This is a genomic window from Corynebacterium sp. HMSC077D03 (assembly GCF_001808545.1).
GTDB classification, from domain to species: Bacteria; Actinomycetota; Actinomycetes; order Mycobacteriales; family Mycobacteriaceae; genus Corynebacterium; species Corynebacterium simulans.
Genome location: NZ_KV793686.1, coordinates 166452 through 182565, shown reverse-complemented (window position 1 = coordinate 182565; position 16114 = coordinate 166452). Strand labels below are relative to the sequence as shown.

Genomic DNA, 16114 nt, shown 5'->3' with positions numbered 1-16114 from the left:
CTTTTCCCCAGAAAACTTCGTGTTTGCCTGCGGATTTGTAGATTCTTAGCTACTGCGTGCTAATGTTAATTGGTCGCCAAGACATTTAGGTACCCAGCCCGGGTGGCGGAATTGGCAGACGCGCTGGCTTCAGGTGCCAGTGTCCTTATAGGACGTGCGGGTTCAAGTCCCGCCCCGGGCACGCTGAGCAGTTGTACAAACTGTGACACCGGAGGTAACAAACTCGAAAGGGTTCGTGACCTTCGGTTTCTTTGTTTTTCTGAACTTTGGCGGTCAAGGATTGCAAGTGTGGGGATTTACATCCGAACTCCCACTCTCGGCTTTCGTACTTTTGTTTTCGATGGTGTCAACAAGTCATCTTGCTTGTTGTCTTGATCTGACGGCCTTGGCTAGGAAACGCTTCGCTGCGGCCACGTTTCGCTTCGGAGAGAGGTAAAAGTCCAGGGTCTGGCCACCGGCTGTGATCGCCCGATAGAGGTAGCACCACCTGCCGCCGACCCGGATATAGGTCTCATCCACCCACCAGGAACTGGCCTGCCAGTCAGGTACCTGCCGTTTGCTTGTCCAGCTCAGGGGCGTATTTCTGGACCCAGCGGTAGATCGTGGTGTGATCGACCGGCACGCCCCGCTCGGTCATCATTTCCTCCAGAGCGCGGTAGCTCACCCCGTAGCGGCAGTACCACCTACTGCCCACAGAATAATGTCACGGGGGAAATGACGACCGGAAAAGATACCCATGGCTGTGACTATTTCACGTCACTCTTCCTACTGCCCCAACTTTGCAACAGCACCTTTCAGGGTCATATGGGGGCAGTGGAGAGAAGTGGTGGATCAGTGGACGGCGGTGGATGCCGGAGTAGGCGTGGTGTGTTCCTCTTTCGAATCGGTCGGAGCCAGGTGAGCCGGATCCAGATCAATGCGGCGCAACAGCTGGGCGTTCAGGGCCACCACGATGGTCGAGGCAGACATCAAGATCGCGCCCACGGCCGGGGACAGCACGAACCCGATCGAGGCGAGCACTCCGGCGGCCAACGGCACGGCGAGGATGTTGTAGCCAGAGACCCAGATCAGGTTCTGGATCATCTTGCGGTAGCTGGCCTGGGACAGCTCAATCATCGACAGCACTGCCCGCGGGTCATCACTGGCTAGGACCACCCCGGCAGATTCCATGGCCACATCCGTGCCGGCACCGATGGCGATACCGACGTCCGCGCGGGTCAGAGCGGGGGCGTCATTGACACCGTCACCGACCATGGCCACGCTCAAACCCCGGTCCTGCAGCTGCGTGACCTTGGTGTCTTTGTCCTGGGGCAGGACCTCGGCGAAGACCTCATCAATGCCTAGGTCCTGACCAACCGCCTGGGCCACCTGCTGCGCGTCGCCGGTGATCATCGCGACCTTCACCCCGCGGTCCTGCAGGGCTTTCACGGCGGCGCGGGATTCGGGGCGGATCTTGTCCTCGACGGCCACCGCACCGATGATCTGACCGTCGCGGACAATATGGAGCACACCGGCCCCACGCCCGGTCCAGGCGCTGGTGGTGTCGGTGAGCTCGGCCGGGGTGGTGAGGTTGAACTCGCGCAGCATGTTCGGCCCGCCCACGAGGCTCTCAGCGCCATCGACAGTGGCCCGAACCCCCCGGCCGGAGGCGGCGCTGAAACCAGTTGCACGGATTTGCCGACGGGAGGCCTCGGGATGGGCGGCCGCGGCCGCCACGATGGCGCGGGCCACGGGGTGCTCGCTGTCGGCCTCCGCGGCGGCGGCTAGGGCCAGCAGCTCGCCCTCGGTGACGCCGACAGCTGCCGCGACACCGGTGACCGCGTGCGCACCCTCGGTCAGGGTACCGGTTTTGTCGAAGAGCACCACGTCGATGGTGCGCATCCGCTCGAGCGCCATCCGATCCTTGATGAGCACCCCGGATTTCGCAGCCCGCTCGCTGGAGATCGCAATGACCAGCGGAATCGCCAGGCCCAGGGCGTGCGGGCAGGCGATGACCAGCACCGTGACCGTGCGCACCACGGCATCGTCCGGGCTGCCGATGATGGTCCACACCACCGCGGTGATCAGAGCGGAGATCAGCGCGAACCAGAACAACAACGCCGCCGCCCGATCCGCCAGGGCCTGGGCCCGGGAGGAGGACTCCTGGGCGTCAGCAACCATGCGTTGGATCCCGGCCAGGGCGGTGTCCCCGCCGGTAGCCTCCACCCGGATGCGGACGGTGTTGTCGGTGGCCACGGTACCGGCGACCACCTTGTCACCGGTGTCGCGGAAGACGGGACGGGATTCGCCGGTGATCATCGCCTCATCGAATTCGGCGGCTCCGTCGAGGATGGTTCCGTCGGCCGGCACCCGGGCACCGGCCCTCACCAGCACGACGTCGTCGACGACCAGCTCGGAGATGGCCACGGTGCGGGTGGTCCCGTCGATGACTTTCTCGGCCTCATCCGGCAGCAGGGCAGCCAGCGCATCAAGCGCGGAGGACGCGGCCCCGAGAGCGGACATCTCCAGCCAGTGGCCCAGCAGCATGATGGTCACCAGCAGGGCCAGCTCCCACCAGAAGTCCAGCTCAAAACCGCCCAGCCCCAGAGTGGTGACCCAGGAGGCGACAAACGCCACGGTGATGGCCATGGCGATCAGGAGCATCATCCCGGGTTGGCGGGATTTCAGTTCTTTCCATCCGCCCTTGAGGAAAGGCGTTCCGCCGTAGACGAAGATGATTGTGCCTAGCACCGGGGGGATCCAGGTGGATCCGGGGAATGCCGGGAGGTGGTAGCCGAGCAGGTGGGCGACCATGGGGCTGAAAATAACGACGGGAATGGACAGAATCAGAGACCACCAGAAGCGGTCCCGAAACATTGCGGTGCTGTGTCCGGCGTGTTCGCCGTGACCATGCACGTGGTGGTCTTCGTCCAGGGCGGAGTGCGGGTGATCGTGGGGCATCGCCTGGCCGTGGGTGTCGGGATCTGCGTGGTGTTCGTGGCTGGCATGATCTGGGTGGTGGGTGTGGTCTGTTTCCGGAGCGGGGTGATCACCATGGTGATCACCGGAATGGTGGGGAGTGCTCATGACGTTCCTTTCGCTCAACCCGGTCGGGATCGAGATGATGGGTAAGACTGATCAGGATAAGACGGTGTAGCCGGCCTCCTCGATGGCCCGGCAAACCATCTCCGGAGGTACGACACCGGTGACCGTGACGGTGGAAACTCCACCAGCAGCGAGATCAATCTGGACGTCGTCGACCTGGGGGAGGGCCTGAAGGGCCTGGGTCACGCTTTTCGCGCAGTGCCCGCAGGTCAGGCCGGTGACCTGGTAGCTAGGGGAGGACCCTCCTGCTGACGAGTCGCTGGCGGCAGGGATGGAGGCGGTGTCGGCACGTGAGGCAGGTCCGCAACAGCTGCAGCCGTGGGAGGCCATCGGCAAAAGGCGGGGCGGGGAGGTGATCATGGGAAAGCTCCTTCGGTTCGGTGGGGTGCGGAGATGCCGCCCTCTAGCGTATACCCCCAGGGGGTATATTTTCAGCATACCCCCCCGGGGTATATTTTCAAGGGTGGAGGGCGCGGCCCTCACGCGGGGCAGGGTGTGGTCACCGAGCAACCTCCTCACTGTCGGAAGGGGACAGCGGGAGGTGGAGGGCAAACACCGCTCCGCGACCGGGTCCGGGGGAGGTGGCTGTGAGAGTGCCGCCGTGGGCCTCGATCAATGCCTTGGAGATGGTCAGACCGATACCGGCCCCGGCGGCGTCCCGGCTGCGGGCGGCATCCCCCCGGTAGAAGCGTTCGAAGATGTGTCCGAGCTGGTCAGATGGGATGCCCTCGCCGTCATCGGCGACGTGGATGAGCGCGGTGGACGCCCCCTGTCGGTGGACGCTGATCCGGACCTGTCCGCCGGCCGGGGTGTGCCGTAGCGCGTTCGACAGGAGATTGCTCATCACCTGGCCGAAGCGTTGCCGGTCCACGAGCACCCGGGCGGTGTCTGTAATGGTCTCGACCTGTAAATCGACGCCTTTGTCAGCATAAGCTTCCCCCGCGGCAGCAGCGGCGGTATGGAGCAGATTCCCGAGCCCTTCCTCCGCCAGGTCCAAATCGATCCGGTGTTCCTGGGCCCGGGAGACATCGTCAATGTCTTCCATCAACCGGGTCAGGCGGGTGAGTTGGTCAGCCATGATCGTGTGGGTGGCATTATTCCAGTCCACGACCCCGTCCTGGAGACCATCGAGGTAGACCGTGAGCACCGATAAGGGGGTGCCCATTTCGTGGGCCAGATCAGAGAGCATCTGGCGGCGGACCTGTTCGGTGTGTTCCAACCGGTCGGCCATGGTGTTGAAGGCATGCGCCAGGGTGGTGACCTCGGGGCCTGCTTTTCCGGCGGGCACGCGGATACGGGAGTTGCCGGCCGTCAGGCTGGTAGCGGCGCGGGTGAGATCCTGCAGGGGGGTGCGCAGACGACGCGATAACCACAGGCTGGCCAGCAGGGCGCAGATCAAGGCGGTGGGCAGGGCGACGACCAGGGTGATCAGGTTAGCGCCCCGGTAGGCCTGCTCGGCATGGAACAGCTCCAGCGAGGGGTCCTCCCGGCCGGTCATCAACATATGATCATGGAACAGGGTCGGGCCCACCATCGTGGCCACGGCCGCGGCCACTAGCAGGCTAATCACCACGACCAACACCTGGGCGGCCAGGAAGCGGAAGGTCAGGCCGGGTCCGTGATTCATGGCTGCCCCACCCGGTAGCCCACGCCACGCACGGTGTCGATAAACCCCCGGCCCTGGGTGTCGGTGCCGAGCTTGCGACGCAAGTTGCCGATGTGGACATCGACGATACGGTCATCACCGACCCAGGTGGTGTCCCAGACCTTGGTGACCAGGTCGTGGCGGGTCAGCACCTGGCCGGGGCGCAGGGCCAGGGCAACCAGCAGCTCGAACTCCGTGCGGGTGAGCTCCACAGTCGTCTCCCCCACCCGCACCTGATGGGCGACGGGGTCAAGAATGAGGTCACCAACGATCAAGGGGGTGGTCACCTGCGGTGGGGTGGTGCTGGTGCGCGGGCGGCGCAGCACCGCATGCACCCGGGTCACCAGTTCCCGGATGCTAAAAGGTTTGGTGATGTAGTCATCCGCCCCCAGGGTCAAACCGCTGATCTTGTCGTCCTCGCTGCCACGCGCGGTGAGCATGAGGATGTAGCAGTCCGAGAAGGTGCGGATCCGTCGGCACACCTCCAGGCCGTCGAGTTCGGGCAGCCCCAGATCCAGCACCACAACATCGGGGGAAAAGCGACGGGTCTCGTCCACGGCCTGGGTGCCGGTGTGCGCCTGGCGGGTATCGAAACCGGCCCGGATGAGGTAGGAGGCCACCATCTGAGCCAGGGGTTGTTCATCATCGACGACCAGCACCCGCCCCGGGGGCGTGGTGGTGGTCGGTGTGCGGTCAGCCATAGACCCCAGTATCGCTCCGGTCAGGGGGAATACCACCCTCGCTCAGTGCCCGGCGGGGAAATCTTCATCAAATCTTCAAACATCACCCTTCGACCGCCGTCGCCCCTGTGCCCCACCCCGGGCCAGCAGCATCGCCTCCCCTGGTCGGTTCAGCAGGAGCCACCAGGGATTTCACTGCCTGCACCGCATACCCGGGGCGAGTAGAAGGACATCGCCCACGGCTGTGGGGTGGTGTCCCGGTGGTGACCCAGCCCACCGAATTCACCCTCTTTTCGCCCTGTTATAAAGCTGTGAGCAGGGTTTTTGATTTCTAGTCCGTCAGGCACCCGTGCTAGATAAAGGTATGGCATCGACCTTGAGGCGGTGCCTTCTCACGGTCTTACCACGATCCAAGGAGATTGACGTGAAACGAGCAGCGATCGCAGCCGCCGCCCTCGCCCTCACGGGGTGTTCGGCCGCGGACCCGGAACCCACCGCCGACGGGACGGTGTCCCAGGATACATTCCTGACTACCCATGGCCTGGCCGCCATGGACGCGGTGGAGATCATTGATCACCTCGACCGGCAGAAGGTCACTGAGCGTCCCACGGATCTGATCGCCTCAGTGCGTGCCGATGAACTGCTGCTCTCGAGCGATGACCAGGAAGTCGTGGTCGATCTTCCCGACAATCAGACGTATGTCTCGATCGCACCCTATCTCACCTCCACCCACGACTGCTTCTACCACAGCCTCACGACCTGCCTGGGGGAACTCGACAATGAGGATATCCAGGTCACGATCACCGATGAGGCGACCGGTGAGGTGCTGGTGGACGAGGCGACAACCACCTTCGACAACGGGTTTATTGGCTTCTGGCTTCCCGATGATGCCACCGGCCTGATTGAGGTCAGCTACCAAGGGCGCACCGGCACCGCGGAGTTTTCCACCGCCGACGACGGTGCCACCTGTGTCACAGACCTGCACCTGACGTGATGGCTCAGCAGGGTCCTCACCTGCGCCTGTCTCCCGTGTCACTGAAATCTAACACCAAGGAAGGTTAAATCATGATGAACGGATTTTCCCGACGACAGTTTCTGCTCGGCGGGCTCGTCCTTGCCGGCACCGGGGCCGTGGCCGCCTGCACCAGCGACCCTGGACCCGCTGCCTCGGCACCAGGTTCCTCTCTTCGCCCCACTCCCACCCCCACTGCGCTCGGTGAGCCGACGGTGCGCCGGACACTGACCGCCCGGCCCCTCTCTCTGGATATCGGCGGCATCGAAGCCAAGACGTGGGGATACGTCTCTGACACCGGGGATGCGGCCATTGAGGCCACCGCCGGCGACGTCCTCCAGGTCGATATCACCAATGAACTGCCTGAGAGCACCTCCATCCACTGGCATGGCATCGCACTCCACAACGCAGCCGATGGTGTGCCCGGCATGACCCAGGACCCCATTGAACCTGGCGAGTCTTTCTCCTATGTTTTTGAAGTCCCCCACGGTGGCACCTACTTCTACCATTCCCACTCCGGCCTGCAGCTTGATCGCGGCCTCCACGCCCCACTGATAGTCCGTGACCCGCAAGACGCTGAGGACCAGGACGTCGAGTGGACCATCGTGCTCGACGACTGGGTCGATGGCATTCAGGGCACTCCCGACGATGAGCTCGACAAGCTCACCGGAATGGGTTCGGGCGACCATAACGGGAAGAAGGGGATGGGAGGCCACGGCCATATGATGCACGGCATCCCGGACCGGGTACTGGGCGGGGATGCCGGCGATGTGATGTATCCGCACTACCTCATCAACGGACGTATCCCCCGTGCTCACCGGACCTTCGAGGCTCACCCGGGCGACAAGGCCCGCCTACGGTTTATCAACTCCGGCGGTGACACCATCTTCAAGGTGGCCCTCGGTGGTCACCGCATGACCGTCACCCACACCGACGGCTTCCCCGTCCAGCCCCGGGAGACCGAATCGATCTACCTGTCGATGGGCGAGCGTGTCGACGTCGAGGTCATCCTCGGCGACGGCATCTTCCCGCTCACGGCTTTGGCGGTGGGTAAGGACGACCGCGCCTTCGCCGTCATCCGCACCGCCGGCGGCCAGGCCCCCCACCCCGATGTCGACTTCCCCGAGTTGTCGTCCACCGGACTGCTTCTGTCCTCCCTGAAGCCAGCAGACCGTGCACTCCTACCCGAGGACACACCAGACCGAGAAGTCAGCATCGACCTGGGCGGGCAGATGATGCCGTACGAATGGAGCATTCTCACCGACGGCCAATCCTCTTCCGCGACCGTGCAGGAGGGCCAGCGCCTGCGGATGGTCATGCGCAACAGGACCATGATGCCCCACCCCATGCACATCCACGGCCACACGTGGGCGCTGCCCGGCAGCGGCGGACTACGCAAGGACACCGTCCTTCTCCGCCACGGTGAAACCATGATCGCCGACCTGATCGCTGACAACCCCGGTGAGTGGGCATTTCACTGCCATAACGCCTATCACATGGAAACCGGGATGCTCAGCTCGCTTCGCTACGAGTAACCCCCACAGCAGGGTTGAATGCCGAGGTGGGCGGGGGTGTCCCCCGAGTAGTGAACACGGCGTTGGTGTCAGGGGTGAGCAATGTGTGCCAGGAGTCAACGGGATTGAAGTTCGCGTCAGCGCGCATGGCAGCAAGTCCAATGATGCGGTCATAGCGCTTGTTAAAGCCGGTGGTTTCGGTATCAATGACCGCAAAGACCGGCTCGCACGGCATGCGTGGGGTGTAGCGGTTGAGGAGGTTTTCTAAAAAGCCTATGCCTCAAGCCAAGAGGCCCATACCGACATGCCCGCCTAAACGCTATCGAACACTGCAACCAACGTGGATTTCTGTGGATAACCACACTAGCCCTGTGCGGGTTGTCCACAAGGTTAGTGTGGTTGGCCTTTCGTAGCGGGCGTGGGTGTGGTTGCCTTAGTGCTATGAGCACTTCGCAGGACTATCCGAACTCCACCCCAACCCCCGCTACTACGACCACTGGGGAGGGTCAGCGGCGGGGCCGAGTTTGCGGGATATTTCCCAGCAGGAATTAAATACTGCTACCCAGTACATGATTGATGAGCATGGATATGCTGCGTACTAAGCAGAAGAACTGCGACTAGGAAAAATAAAAAGAACCGGAGTGGAAACTTCTGTGGTTTCCATCTCCGGATTTCGATGGTGTGATGTTCACGATGGCAGCTCAGCATGGCTTTTTAAAGAGCATATCCCGTACTGCGGATATGGATTCTTCCCTAGTGCTTCCAACGACGAGAAGCACTAGGGGAGTTTCCTTTTATTGAGCGCCGTTTTCCTTCGGCCGGCCAGGGGTTTCGTGGAAAGATTGAAGATGTTTCTTGAAAGCCCCGTGACGGACGAGGGGCTTTTATGAAACTTCCTGACCAGATGTATTAGGTCCGCGGCAACACCCCGGTTACACGCAGTTTCGCCTCGGGTTACACAACAGAAGTAAATTTTTGACGTGAGCAGGAGCGCTCCTGAGAACGGGAAGTCAGGAAATTCCGCTTCCGACTCTTCCTGCCTCTCGGCAAGCTCCACGCTCCACGGTGAACGTTCGACAAGTTCGTCAAAGGTGAGCACCTCCGGTGACTTATGGTTCGAGCGGAAACTTTCAACGCTACGGAACTTCGAGCCAATTCGGTTGCCTTCGGCGCGGCACAAATCGCACATGGGCCGATCATCAGAAACGAGCGTGGTTCAGCTGTTTTCGCAACTTTGCCGGAATCTGCGCCATCTCTGCTACTTTCACTGTCTCTTCAGCAGCGCACACAGCTGCACCGCTACCCGGAACTTGACTAGTTCAGCGATCGCTGTATAGTTCAGCGCATGCTGACTATTGCTTCGCGTCTCGACGTGATGAACCGCCTGGGTCGTGCACTGGCCGACCCCACTCGATCCCGGATCATCTTGACCCTGCTCGACCATCCCGCCTACCCGGCGGAACTATCCCGAGATCTGGACCTGACACGCCCGAACGTGTCCAACCACCTGACATGCTTGCGCGATTGTGGGATTGTCGTCTCCGAGCCAGAGGGGCGTCGGACACGATACGAGATCGCCGATCCGCACCTGGCACAGGCACTGACAGCACTGGTCGATGCCACCCTGGCAGTAGACGAAGACGCCCCGTGCATCGATCCCGTCTGCACGCTTCCCGGGTGCTACGCAGCTGGGGAGGACGCATGATCCTCACCTCGGTCTTGCAGGCGATAGGCCTGTTCGCAGCTACCAACATCGACGACATCATCGTGCTCTCCCTCTTCTTCGCGCGAGGGGCAGGCCGGCGCGGCACCACCGCCCGCATTCTGGCCGGCCAGTACCTCGGATTCGCGGGCATCCTCGTCGCCGCGATCCTTGTGACCACCGGCGCCGGAGCATTTCTGCCCCCGGCAGCCATTCCATACTTTGGTCTCATCCCTCTGGGCCTCGGCCTCTGGGCTGCATGGGAGGCCTGGCGCGGAGACGGTGACGACGATGACGAGGCCAAGGTTGCCGGCAAGAAGGTCGGCGTGGGGGCGGTCGCAGGCGTCACCTTTGCCAACGGCGGCGACAATATCGGCGTCTACACCCCTGTATTCCTCAGCGTGGAGCCTCTCGCAGTAGTCGCCTACTGTGTTATCTTCCTCGCGCTCGTTGCGGTCCTGGTGGCCCTGGCAAGGTTCGTCGCAACCCGCCCCCCGATCGCGGAAGTGCTCGAACGCTTTGAGCACATCCTCTTTCCCATCGTTCTCATCGGCCTCGGTATCGTGATCCTCGTCAGCGGCGGAGCCTTCGGGCTCTGACGTAGCGGCAGCGTTCCAAACGGCCCCGACCGGGCGTTATCGGTGGCTCCTATAACACCTGGAAGGTCTTTTTGAAGCGCTGTCGGGGCGTGTGAATCTAATCACACAGAGTTTACAGAATCCCAGCAATTAAACTTTCGGCTACCCAATTTCACCCGCGGACGCAATGAGACTAGCACCGACGCTTTCCCCAACGCGCCACCGCTTGCGGCGTAGCCCGACCAAGGCCACCGGCTGGTTCTCAAACGAGGACGAAGCCCGTGGCCTAGAGCTCGTGTCGGAGTAAGCACTGCTGATGCGGTCGCCGAAGAACTGGGGATGTCCCGACGATAGATATACCGACTTCTGACACGCCACCGCGAGGGTTCAGGGGTGGTAACTGACCTTCTCGCGGATTTTCCCGCGCGGTGCGCAGCTTGTCCCCGCTGAGCAGTGGTGGCCGGCTTTCCGTGCGGCCACGAACCCAGGCAGCCTCCAGACCGGCCTGTCTCCGCTCCCGGATCGGATCACATTCAAACTCCGCCGGGCGGGAAGATGTGGAACACTTTTCGGCCCCCGGAGGATGAGGTGTCGGTGTTTCCTGCAGCGATCGAAACTCCACTCCTCTCGTTGTGCTGACGACAGAATGCCCCTCGGGGTTGCCAGCCAGGCGGGGATTACTTGACGGTCATGCCGAATGAGTCCGCGATGGTCCGTGCGGTCTGCTTGGCGTAGGGGCCTACCCCGGTGAGCGTGGCGGATCCGGGGCCGGTCCAGTCGCCGTAACCGACCAGGTGCAGGCCCGGGTATTTTGGGGTCGTGCCGGCTAGGAGCCGGCGCACCGGCCCGAGGGACGGCCGAAACCCGGTACACCAGATCAGATGATCGGCCCGTACTTCGTTGAGGGAGTTAAACATCGGCGTCGCCGCCAACCATCCGGCGTCGCGGGCAGCGCGCACCTGAGGCAGCACGACAATGTCGCCGAGCTCCGAGTCGGCCCCTGGATCGGTCTCGCCGCGCTGGACGGCCAGGGCGCGTTGCCGGTTCCGGCGAAACAGCACCCGTCCGTCGACCTCATCGGGCATCCACCGTGGTGGATGGCGGGTATACCAGATGACTTCGGCAACACCGGTGAGCTCGGCGGCGATCTGCGCGGCGGAGTTCGCCGCCCCCACCACAGCCACGGACGACCCCTGGAAGGGGCCCACCCCCGGATAGTTCGCCGAATGCCACTGCGTGCCGGTAAACAATCCCGGGTAGGCCGGAACGAAGGGAGTAGACCAGGTACCGGTGGCGGCTACGACATGGGGAGCCGTCCACGACCGATCACCGGCGTGGAGGCGGTAGCCTCCAGCCACCCGCTCGACGCGGTCCACGTGCACGGGGCGCTCGACGGGGATCCGGTAGCGCTGCTCATAGTCGGCAAGGTAGTCGATGACATGGTCCGACGGTGGAAACCCCTCGTAGGCTGGCATAGGCTTGCCCGGCAGGCTGGAAAACTCCGCGGTGGAAAACAACGTCATTGATGGCCACACATGCCGCCACGCCCCACCCGCATCCTCCTGATCGTCGAGGACCAGGATGTCCACGCCTGCTCGCAGCAGGTAGTAGGCGGTGGCCAGCCCCGCCTGGCCACCGCCAATAATGATCGCCTCGAAGTCTTTGCTGGTCACGTGTATGGTCATCTCCTTCTCGTCGGTGGTGATTCAGTCCATTTGCAACACGGTGCGCAGCTCCGCGAACAGCTCCGGGCGCACCTGATGGGTCACCGTCCGACCGACCCGGACCTTGTCCAATAACCCGGCCTCGGTCAACCGCTTCAGGTGGTGCGACACGGTCGGCTGACTCAACCCCGACGTCTCTGTTAGCTCCCCGACGCTGACCGGGCCGCAGCCTTCGGCCGCCAACTGCGATAGCAAACGCAGGCGGGCGGGATCGGCCAACACCTTGAACAATGTGGCATAGCGTTCGGCCTCACCACTGGTCAAGGGGCCAGCACCCAGTGAGCAACAGTCGGACAAGTCCGCCAGCGGGAGAGTCTGCGAGAGTGTCATACCAACCATTCTATATTGACAATCATCAATATGAAAGCTACTTTTTGTATTGATGCTTGTCAATACTGTGAAAGGCTCGTATGAATATGAATGTTGATAACCGCCCACGCATGACCTTTTTAGATCGCTTCCTGCCGGTCTGGATCATTCTCGCGATGGCCGCTGGCCTACTCATCGGCCGGGTGGTCCCCGGTATTAGTGACGCCTTGGGCGCTTTAGAGGTCGGTGGGATTTCCCTGCCGATAGCGCTTGGCCTCCTGGTGATGATGTATCCGCCACTGGCGAAGGTTCGCTACGACAAGGCCGCCGAGATCGCCGCCGATAAACGCCTGATGACGGTGTCCATCGTCCTCAACTGGCTGGTCGGTCCGGCTTTCATGTTTGCCTTGGCTTGGATCTTCCTGCCAGATCAGCCGGAACTGCGCACCGGGTTGATCATCGTCGGCCTGGCTCGGTGTATTGCGATGGTGCTCGTCTGGAGTGATCTGTCATGTGGTGACCGGGAAGCCACGGCCGTGCTGGTGGCGATTAACTCGGTGTTCCAAGTCATCATGCTCGGCGTACTCGGCTGGTTCTACCTCCAGGTCCTGCCGGCCTGGCTGGGCCTGGAGACTACCTCGGCCGAATTTTCCTTCTGGTCGATCGTGGCTTCCGTGCTCGTATTCCTTGGCATCCCGCTGGCCACCGGAGTGGCCTCCCGGATCATCGGTGAAAAAACCAAGGGCCGTGCCTGGTACGAAAACACCTACCTGCCGAAGATCTCCCCGCTGGCACTGGTCGGCCTGCTCTATACCATCGTGCTGCTGTTTTCCCTGCAGGGCGAGCAGATTACCTCCCAGCCGTGGACCGTGGCCCGCGTGGCTGTGCCGCTGCTGGCCTACTTCGTCGGCATGTTCGCCGTCGGACTGATTGCTGCGAAGGCGTCGGGAATGAATTACGCCCAGTCGGCGTCGGTGTCGTTTACGGCCACGGGCAATAACTTTGAGCTGGCCATCGCCGTGGCCATCGGCACCTTCGGGGCGACCTCCGCACAGGCGCTGGCCGGTACGATCGGCCCGTTGATCGAGATCCCGGTGCTTGTCGGCCTGGTCTACACCATGCGGTGGCTGGGACCGAAACTCTTCCCCCAGGATCCGACCCTACCCGTATCCTCGACACCGTCCTCGCAAACTGCTGTATCCGAGAAGGAGACCTTCACCTCATGAGCACCCGCCCAACAGTTCTGTTCGTCTGCGTCGGCAACGGCGGCAAGTCCCAAATGGCCGCAGCCCTAGCCGCTAAGCACGCTGGTGACCGGATCGAGATCCACTCCGCCGGCACGAGACCCGGCACGAAGCTCAACCCCCAGTCCGTCGAGGTGATCGCCGAGGCCGGTGCCGACATGTCCGCAGGCCATCCTAAGGGTGTAGATCCACAGCTGTTGCGCGAGGTTGACCGCGTGATCATCCTGGGAGGTGATGCCCAGCTGGAGCTTCCCGACGACGCCCACGGAACGTGCGAACGGTGGGTGACCGACGAGCCGTCTAGGAGGGGGATAGAGGGGATCGAGCGCATGCGTCTGGTCCGTGACGATATCGACACGCGTGTACGCCGGCTCGTTGCCGAGCTGCTCGAGAACTGATCACCCCACCTCACACCATCAACGACCCCGCGCGAACTCGCGCGGGGTCGTTGATGCCTGAACTGATCATCAGCGTCGTCGGCCTGAAACCGGACATGCTGGTAGATACCAGGAGCGTGGCAGGTTAGGACTGAGCCTGCGGATGCTCCTCCTCCTGGCCACTGGTGGTGTCGGTGTCGTCGGCGACGATCTCGATACTGCAGCAATCGGAGTTCGTATTCTTCTTGTGAAACAGCTCTTTGAAGCCCATGAGGGTCTCCTTTCGTTAGAGGTACGTGGTTTAGAGGATGATCGTCATCGCGTAGCCAGCCAGCATGGCCGGCAGCAGAATCGTGATCACGAAGGTAGCCAACAGTTTCGGCTTGAACACTGCCTCCAACATCGAGATTTCCGGTGGCGAGGCCCCGGACCCGCTGATCATCATCGCGAAGATCGGGCCGATGGCCACCCCGGCACCCGATAAAGCCAAGGCGACCGGCAGCATCGTCTCCAGTCGGACATACAGCGGGATACCGATCGCCGCAGCCAGTGGAATCAGCCACCAGACGTTTCCACCGGCCATAAATCTCAGGCCGTCTTCGGGCACGACCCCGTAGATGAATGCACCGATGGCCACGCCGATGATCATCGGAAGGAGCATGGGGCGAAGATCGTCCCATGCCTGACGGATTGAACTTGCCTCCGAAAGTTGGACTGGTTTAACTCTAGGCGGTTAGGGTTTCAAGGGTCTGACTCCGATATTGCATCGGGGCCAGGCCCTTGAGTCGTTGTTGGAGTTGTTGCGTGTTGTACCACTGGATGTACTCGTCGACTGCAGCGGTGAACAAAGCTATTCAAGTCTCAGAAAAACGGCCACTTCGTCTATCCAACAGTTTAAAACTGGCTGAAGAGACGAGGTGACCTATACGACTTAGCTTCGGCAAATCGATATTTGCATAGTTCTTAGTCGGGTATGACGGGTAGTTGAACCACTTGTACCCCTGCCTGGTCAACGACCGAATTAATTACCCCCTGTTGCGCATTGGCTCGTCGTAACAGGAACGGTGAGGAGGTCTCGGTTGCTGGGAGCGACTGGTTGATTACCCATGCCCACGACTCAATACCTGCTCGCGACAGGTCAGCTGCGAGGGATTGCGCCTCGAGCATTGGCGTGGTTTCTGGCAGTGTCACGAGGATTGGCCGGGTCACTTCCGCATTTTGCAAGTGTTGGAGCGTGGTCGCAGAATCGTCACGTCCAGATTGACGCATGAGTTCGCGGTGGTAGGACCCAGTGGCGTCCAGTAACAGCAGGGTGTGCCCGGTGGGGGCGGTGTCGAGGACAACCCATTGGTTTTCAGCCGTTGATACGACCTCAGAAAATGCGTTGAAAACGGCCACTTCTTCTGTGCACGGGGAGCGCAGGTCTTCCTCCAACTGTGCGTACCCGTCGGCATCGAGAGAAGCGCCTTTGCTGGCGAGCACTTCTTCTCGGTAGCTAGCCGTCACCGCGTCAGGATCGATAGATGACACCGTCAAACCTTTGACGCTGTCTTCGAGGGAACCATCGAGGTGATTCGCAGGGTCCGTGGTGGACAGATGTACCGGCTTGCCGCGCTTAGCGAGCTCCAATGCCAGCATTTGCGCCACGGTGGTTTTGCCAACCCCACCTTTGCCCATGCACAAGACGAGTTTCGGTTTCCCCTCTGCTAGCTCATCCACCAGATTGGATAAATCAACGTGCGAATTTGAAACGGACTGCGTCAAGCCCGGCTCTAGGGCGCGACCCGCGTTCGAACTTTCATTATCGTCAGGCTCGCCCAGGTGTAATAGGCCGTCTACCCCCATCACCGGGTTAGCCTTCAACTCGAGCCGTACCGTTGGAATACTATTGATCGCGCTCAGCTCAGGATTTGTGGCAAGGCCATCAAGTAATGCCTGCTCCCTGGCATAAATTGACTCTGACAGCTGATCAGTAGCGGCGCCTACTGGCAGGATGCCGTTGATCACCAACAGTGCCGGTTCGATTCCCATCTCAAGTAGTTCACCGGTGGAACGGTTAGCTTCCTGCAGAGTCGAGATTTGAGCTCTGGCCACCAGAACCAGTGAAGTTTGTGCCGGGTCAGACAGAGCGGCGACCGCCTCGTGATAGGTTTGCCGATTCTTCTCCAGCCCCGACATCGGCCCCAGACACGAGGCATCGCCCGCGCCTTTATCAGAGCGTGTCAAGTTGTTTGTGTGTGGGGCT

General features: G+C 61.7%; 16 protein-coding genes, 1 tRNA gene and 2 pseudogenes. 7 read left to right on the top strand and 12 right to left on the bottom strand.

Annotation, left to right across the window (positions count from 1 at the left end; all coding sequences use genetic code 11):
• The first annotated feature begins 96 nt into the window (after window positions 1-96).
• A tRNA-Leu gene (locus HMPREF2888_RS04690) sits at window positions 97-181 on the top strand.
• A 191-nt stretch (window positions 182-372) separates the two neighbouring features.
• Here the strand turns inward: HMPREF2888_RS04690 and HMPREF2888_RS12450 are convergent.
• From HMPREF2888_RS12450 to HMPREF2888_RS04660, 5 genes and pseudogenes are all read right to left on the bottom strand, one after another.
• Window positions 373-738, bottom strand: a pseudogene (locus tag HMPREF2888_RS12450) (IS6 family transposase); the annotation flags it as partial.
• Between the two features lie 93 nt (window positions 739-831).
• Window positions 832-3066: a copper-translocating P-type ATPase gene (locus HMPREF2888_RS04680; protein WP_083296615.1), complete on the bottom strand. Its 2235-nt coding sequence runs from the start codon at window positions 3064-3066 to the stop codon at window positions 832-834.
• A gap of 51 nt (window positions 3067-3117) precedes the next feature.
• Window positions 3118-3444, bottom strand: a complete 327-nt coding sequence (locus HMPREF2888_RS04670) for a heavy-metal-associated domain-containing protein (RefSeq protein ID WP_023020261.1) — start codon at window positions 3442-3444, stop codon at window positions 3118-3120.
• A gap of 139 nt (window positions 3445-3583) precedes the next feature.
• Window positions 3584-4711: a sensor histidine kinase gene (locus HMPREF2888_RS04665; protein WP_061925635.1), complete on the bottom strand. Its 1128-nt coding sequence runs from the start codon at window positions 4709-4711 to the stop codon at window positions 3584-3586.
• Window positions 4708-5430 carry a response regulator transcription factor gene (locus HMPREF2888_RS04660; RefSeq protein WP_061925638.1) on the bottom strand — a complete coding sequence of 241 codons (723 nt, stop codon included), beginning with the start codon at window positions 5428-5430 and terminating at the stop codon, window positions 4708-4710. The genes HMPREF2888_RS04665 and HMPREF2888_RS04660 overlap by 4 nt, the downstream gene beginning before the upstream one ends.
• A gap of 403 nt (window positions 5431-5833) precedes the next feature.
• On the opposite strand from HMPREF2888_RS04660, the gene HMPREF2888_RS04655 reads away from it, so the two are divergent.
• Window positions 5834-6403, top strand: a complete 570-nt coding sequence (locus tag HMPREF2888_RS04655; protein ID WP_023020258.1) for a CueP family metal-binding protein — start codon at window positions 5834-5836, stop codon at window positions 6401-6403.
• A 71-nt stretch (window positions 6404-6474) separates the two neighbouring features.
• Window positions 6475-7956, top strand: coding sequence for a multicopper oxidase family protein (locus HMPREF2888_RS04650; RefSeq protein ID WP_070518376.1), 1482 nt, complete (start codon window positions 6475-6477; stop codon window positions 7954-7956).
• On the opposite strand, the gene HMPREF2888_RS04645 is transcribed toward HMPREF2888_RS04650, so the two are convergent.
• Complete coding sequence (locus HMPREF2888_RS04645; RefSeq protein WP_235591099.1) at window positions 7934-8170, bottom strand: exonuclease domain-containing protein; 237 nt, start codon at window positions 8168-8170, stop codon at window positions 7934-7936. The two genes, HMPREF2888_RS04650 and HMPREF2888_RS04645, sit on opposite strands and share 23 nt — an antisense overlap.
• 1110 nt (window positions 8171-9280) lie before the next feature.
• Here HMPREF2888_RS04645 and HMPREF2888_RS04640 point away from each other — a divergent pair.
• Both HMPREF2888_RS04640 and HMPREF2888_RS04635 read left to right on the top strand, forming a co-directional pair.
• Window positions 9281-9640: a Cd(II)/Pb(II)-sensing metalloregulatory transcriptional regulator CmtR gene (locus HMPREF2888_RS04640; RefSeq protein ID WP_003849933.1), complete on the top strand. Its 360-nt coding sequence runs from the start codon at window positions 9281-9283 to the stop codon at window positions 9638-9640.
• Window positions 9637-10236 (top strand): cadmium resistance transporter, encoded by a 600-nt coding sequence (locus HMPREF2888_RS04635; RefSeq protein ID WP_070518374.1) that lies wholly within the window; start codon window positions 9637-9639, stop codon window positions 10234-10236. The genes HMPREF2888_RS04640 and HMPREF2888_RS04635 overlap by 4 nt, the downstream gene beginning before the upstream one ends.
• 656 nt (window positions 10237-10892) lie before the next feature.
• Here HMPREF2888_RS04635 and HMPREF2888_RS04630 read toward each other — a convergent pair.
• Together HMPREF2888_RS04630 and HMPREF2888_RS04625 are read right to left on the bottom strand one after the other, a co-directional pair.
• A complete protein-coding gene (locus HMPREF2888_RS04630; RefSeq protein ID WP_070518372.1) occupies window positions 10893-11900 on the bottom strand; it encodes an ArsO family NAD(P)H-dependent flavin-containing monooxygenase in 1008 nt (335 codons plus the stop codon).
• A gap of 21 nt (window positions 11901-11921) precedes the next feature.
• On the bottom strand, window positions 11922-12269 hold the full coding sequence (locus HMPREF2888_RS04625; protein ID WP_070518371.1) for an ArsR/SmtB family transcription factor: 348 nt from the start codon (window positions 12267-12269) through the stop codon (window positions 11922-11924).
• 86 nt (window positions 12270-12355) lie between these two features.
• Between HMPREF2888_RS04625 and arsB the strand changes: the two genes are divergently transcribed.
• Together arsB and HMPREF2888_RS04615 are read left to right on the top strand one after the other, a co-directional pair.
• Window positions 12356-13474 (top strand): ACR3 family arsenite efflux transporter, encoded by a 1119-nt coding sequence (gene arsB, locus HMPREF2888_RS04620; protein WP_061925737.1) that lies wholly within the window; start codon window positions 12356-12358, stop codon window positions 13472-13474.
• Complete coding sequence (locus HMPREF2888_RS04615; protein ID WP_061925658.1) at window positions 13471-13890, top strand: arsenate-mycothiol transferase ArsC; 420 nt, start codon at window positions 13471-13473, stop codon at window positions 13888-13890. The genes arsB and HMPREF2888_RS04615 overlap by 4 nt, the downstream gene beginning before the upstream one ends.
• Before the next feature lie 124 nt (window positions 13891-14014).
• Here HMPREF2888_RS04615 and HMPREF2888_RS13185 read toward each other — a convergent pair whose 3' ends face one another.
• The 4 genes and pseudogenes from HMPREF2888_RS13185 to HMPREF2888_RS04605 all read right to left on the bottom strand — a co-directional run.
• The gene (locus HMPREF2888_RS13185) at window positions 14015-14140 is read right to left on the bottom strand and encodes a hypothetical protein (protein WP_256374946.1); all 126 of its coding nucleotides are present in this window, start codon (window positions 14138-14140) and stop codon (window positions 14015-14017) included.
• 30 nt (window positions 14141-14170) lie between these two features.
• Entirely contained in the window at window positions 14171-14560 is a 390-nt protein-coding gene (locus HMPREF2888_RS04610; RefSeq protein ID WP_256374948.1) for a permease, read from the bottom strand.
• 34 nt (window positions 14561-14594) lie between these two features.
• Window positions 14595-14714: pseudogene (locus HMPREF2888_RS12425) on the bottom strand (IS3 family transposase); the annotation flags it as partial.
• Window positions 14715-14832: 118 nt separating this feature from the next.
• Window positions 14833-16114 (bottom strand): ArsA-related P-loop ATPase (locus HMPREF2888_RS04605; protein WP_070518438.1); only part of this gene is annotated, 1282 nt, incomplete at its 5' end.

Excerpts from the sequence above, each read along its gene's own strand:
- HMPREF2888_RS04680 (WP_083296615.1), bottom strand. The coding sequence starts at position 3,066 with ATGAGCACTCCCCACCATTCCGGTGATCACCATGGTGATCACCCCGCT.
- HMPREF2888_RS04670 (WP_023020261.1), bottom strand. The coding sequence starts at position 3,444 with ATGATCACCTCCCCGCCCCGCCTTTTGCCGATGGCCTCCCACGGCTGC.
- HMPREF2888_RS04665 (WP_061925635.1), bottom strand. The coding sequence starts at position 4,711 with ATGAATCACGGACCCGGCCTGACCTTCCGCTTCCTGGCCGCCCAGGTG.
- HMPREF2888_RS04660 (WP_061925638.1), bottom strand. The coding sequence starts at position 5,430 with ATGGCTGACCGCACACCGACCACCACCACGCCCCCGGGGCGGGTGCTG.
- HMPREF2888_RS04650 (WP_070518376.1), top strand. The coding sequence starts at position 6,475 with ATGATGAACGGATTTTCCCGACGACAGTTTCTGCTCGGCGGGCTCGTC.
- HMPREF2888_RS04645 (WP_235591099.1), bottom strand. The coding sequence starts at position 8,170 with ATGCCGTGCGAGCCGGTCTTTGCGGTCATTGATACCGAAACCACCGGC.
- HMPREF2888_RS04640 (WP_003849933.1), top strand. The coding sequence starts at position 9,281 with ATGCTGACTATTGCTTCGCGTCTCGACGTGATGAACCGCCTGGGTCGT.
- HMPREF2888_RS04635 (WP_070518374.1), top strand. The coding sequence starts at position 9,637 with ATGATCCTCACCTCGGTCTTGCAGGCGATAGGCCTGTTCGCAGCTACC.
- HMPREF2888_RS04630 (WP_070518372.1), bottom strand. The coding sequence starts at position 11,900 with ATGACCATACACGTGACCAGCAAAGACTTCGAGGCGATCATTATTGGC.
- HMPREF2888_RS04625 (WP_070518371.1), bottom strand. The coding sequence starts at position 12,269 with ATGACACTCTCGCAGACTCTCCCGCTGGCGGACTTGTCCGACTGTTGC.
- arsB (WP_061925737.1), top strand. The coding sequence starts at position 12,356 with ATGAATGTTGATAACCGCCCACGCATGACCTTTTTAGATCGCTTCCTG.
- HMPREF2888_RS04615 (WP_061925658.1), top strand. The coding sequence starts at position 13,471 with ATGAGCACCCGCCCAACAGTTCTGTTCGTCTGCGTCGGCAACGGCGGC.
- HMPREF2888_RS13185 (WP_256374946.1), bottom strand. The coding sequence starts at position 14,140 with ATGGGCTTCAAAGAGCTGTTTCACAAGAAGAATACGAACTCCGATTGC.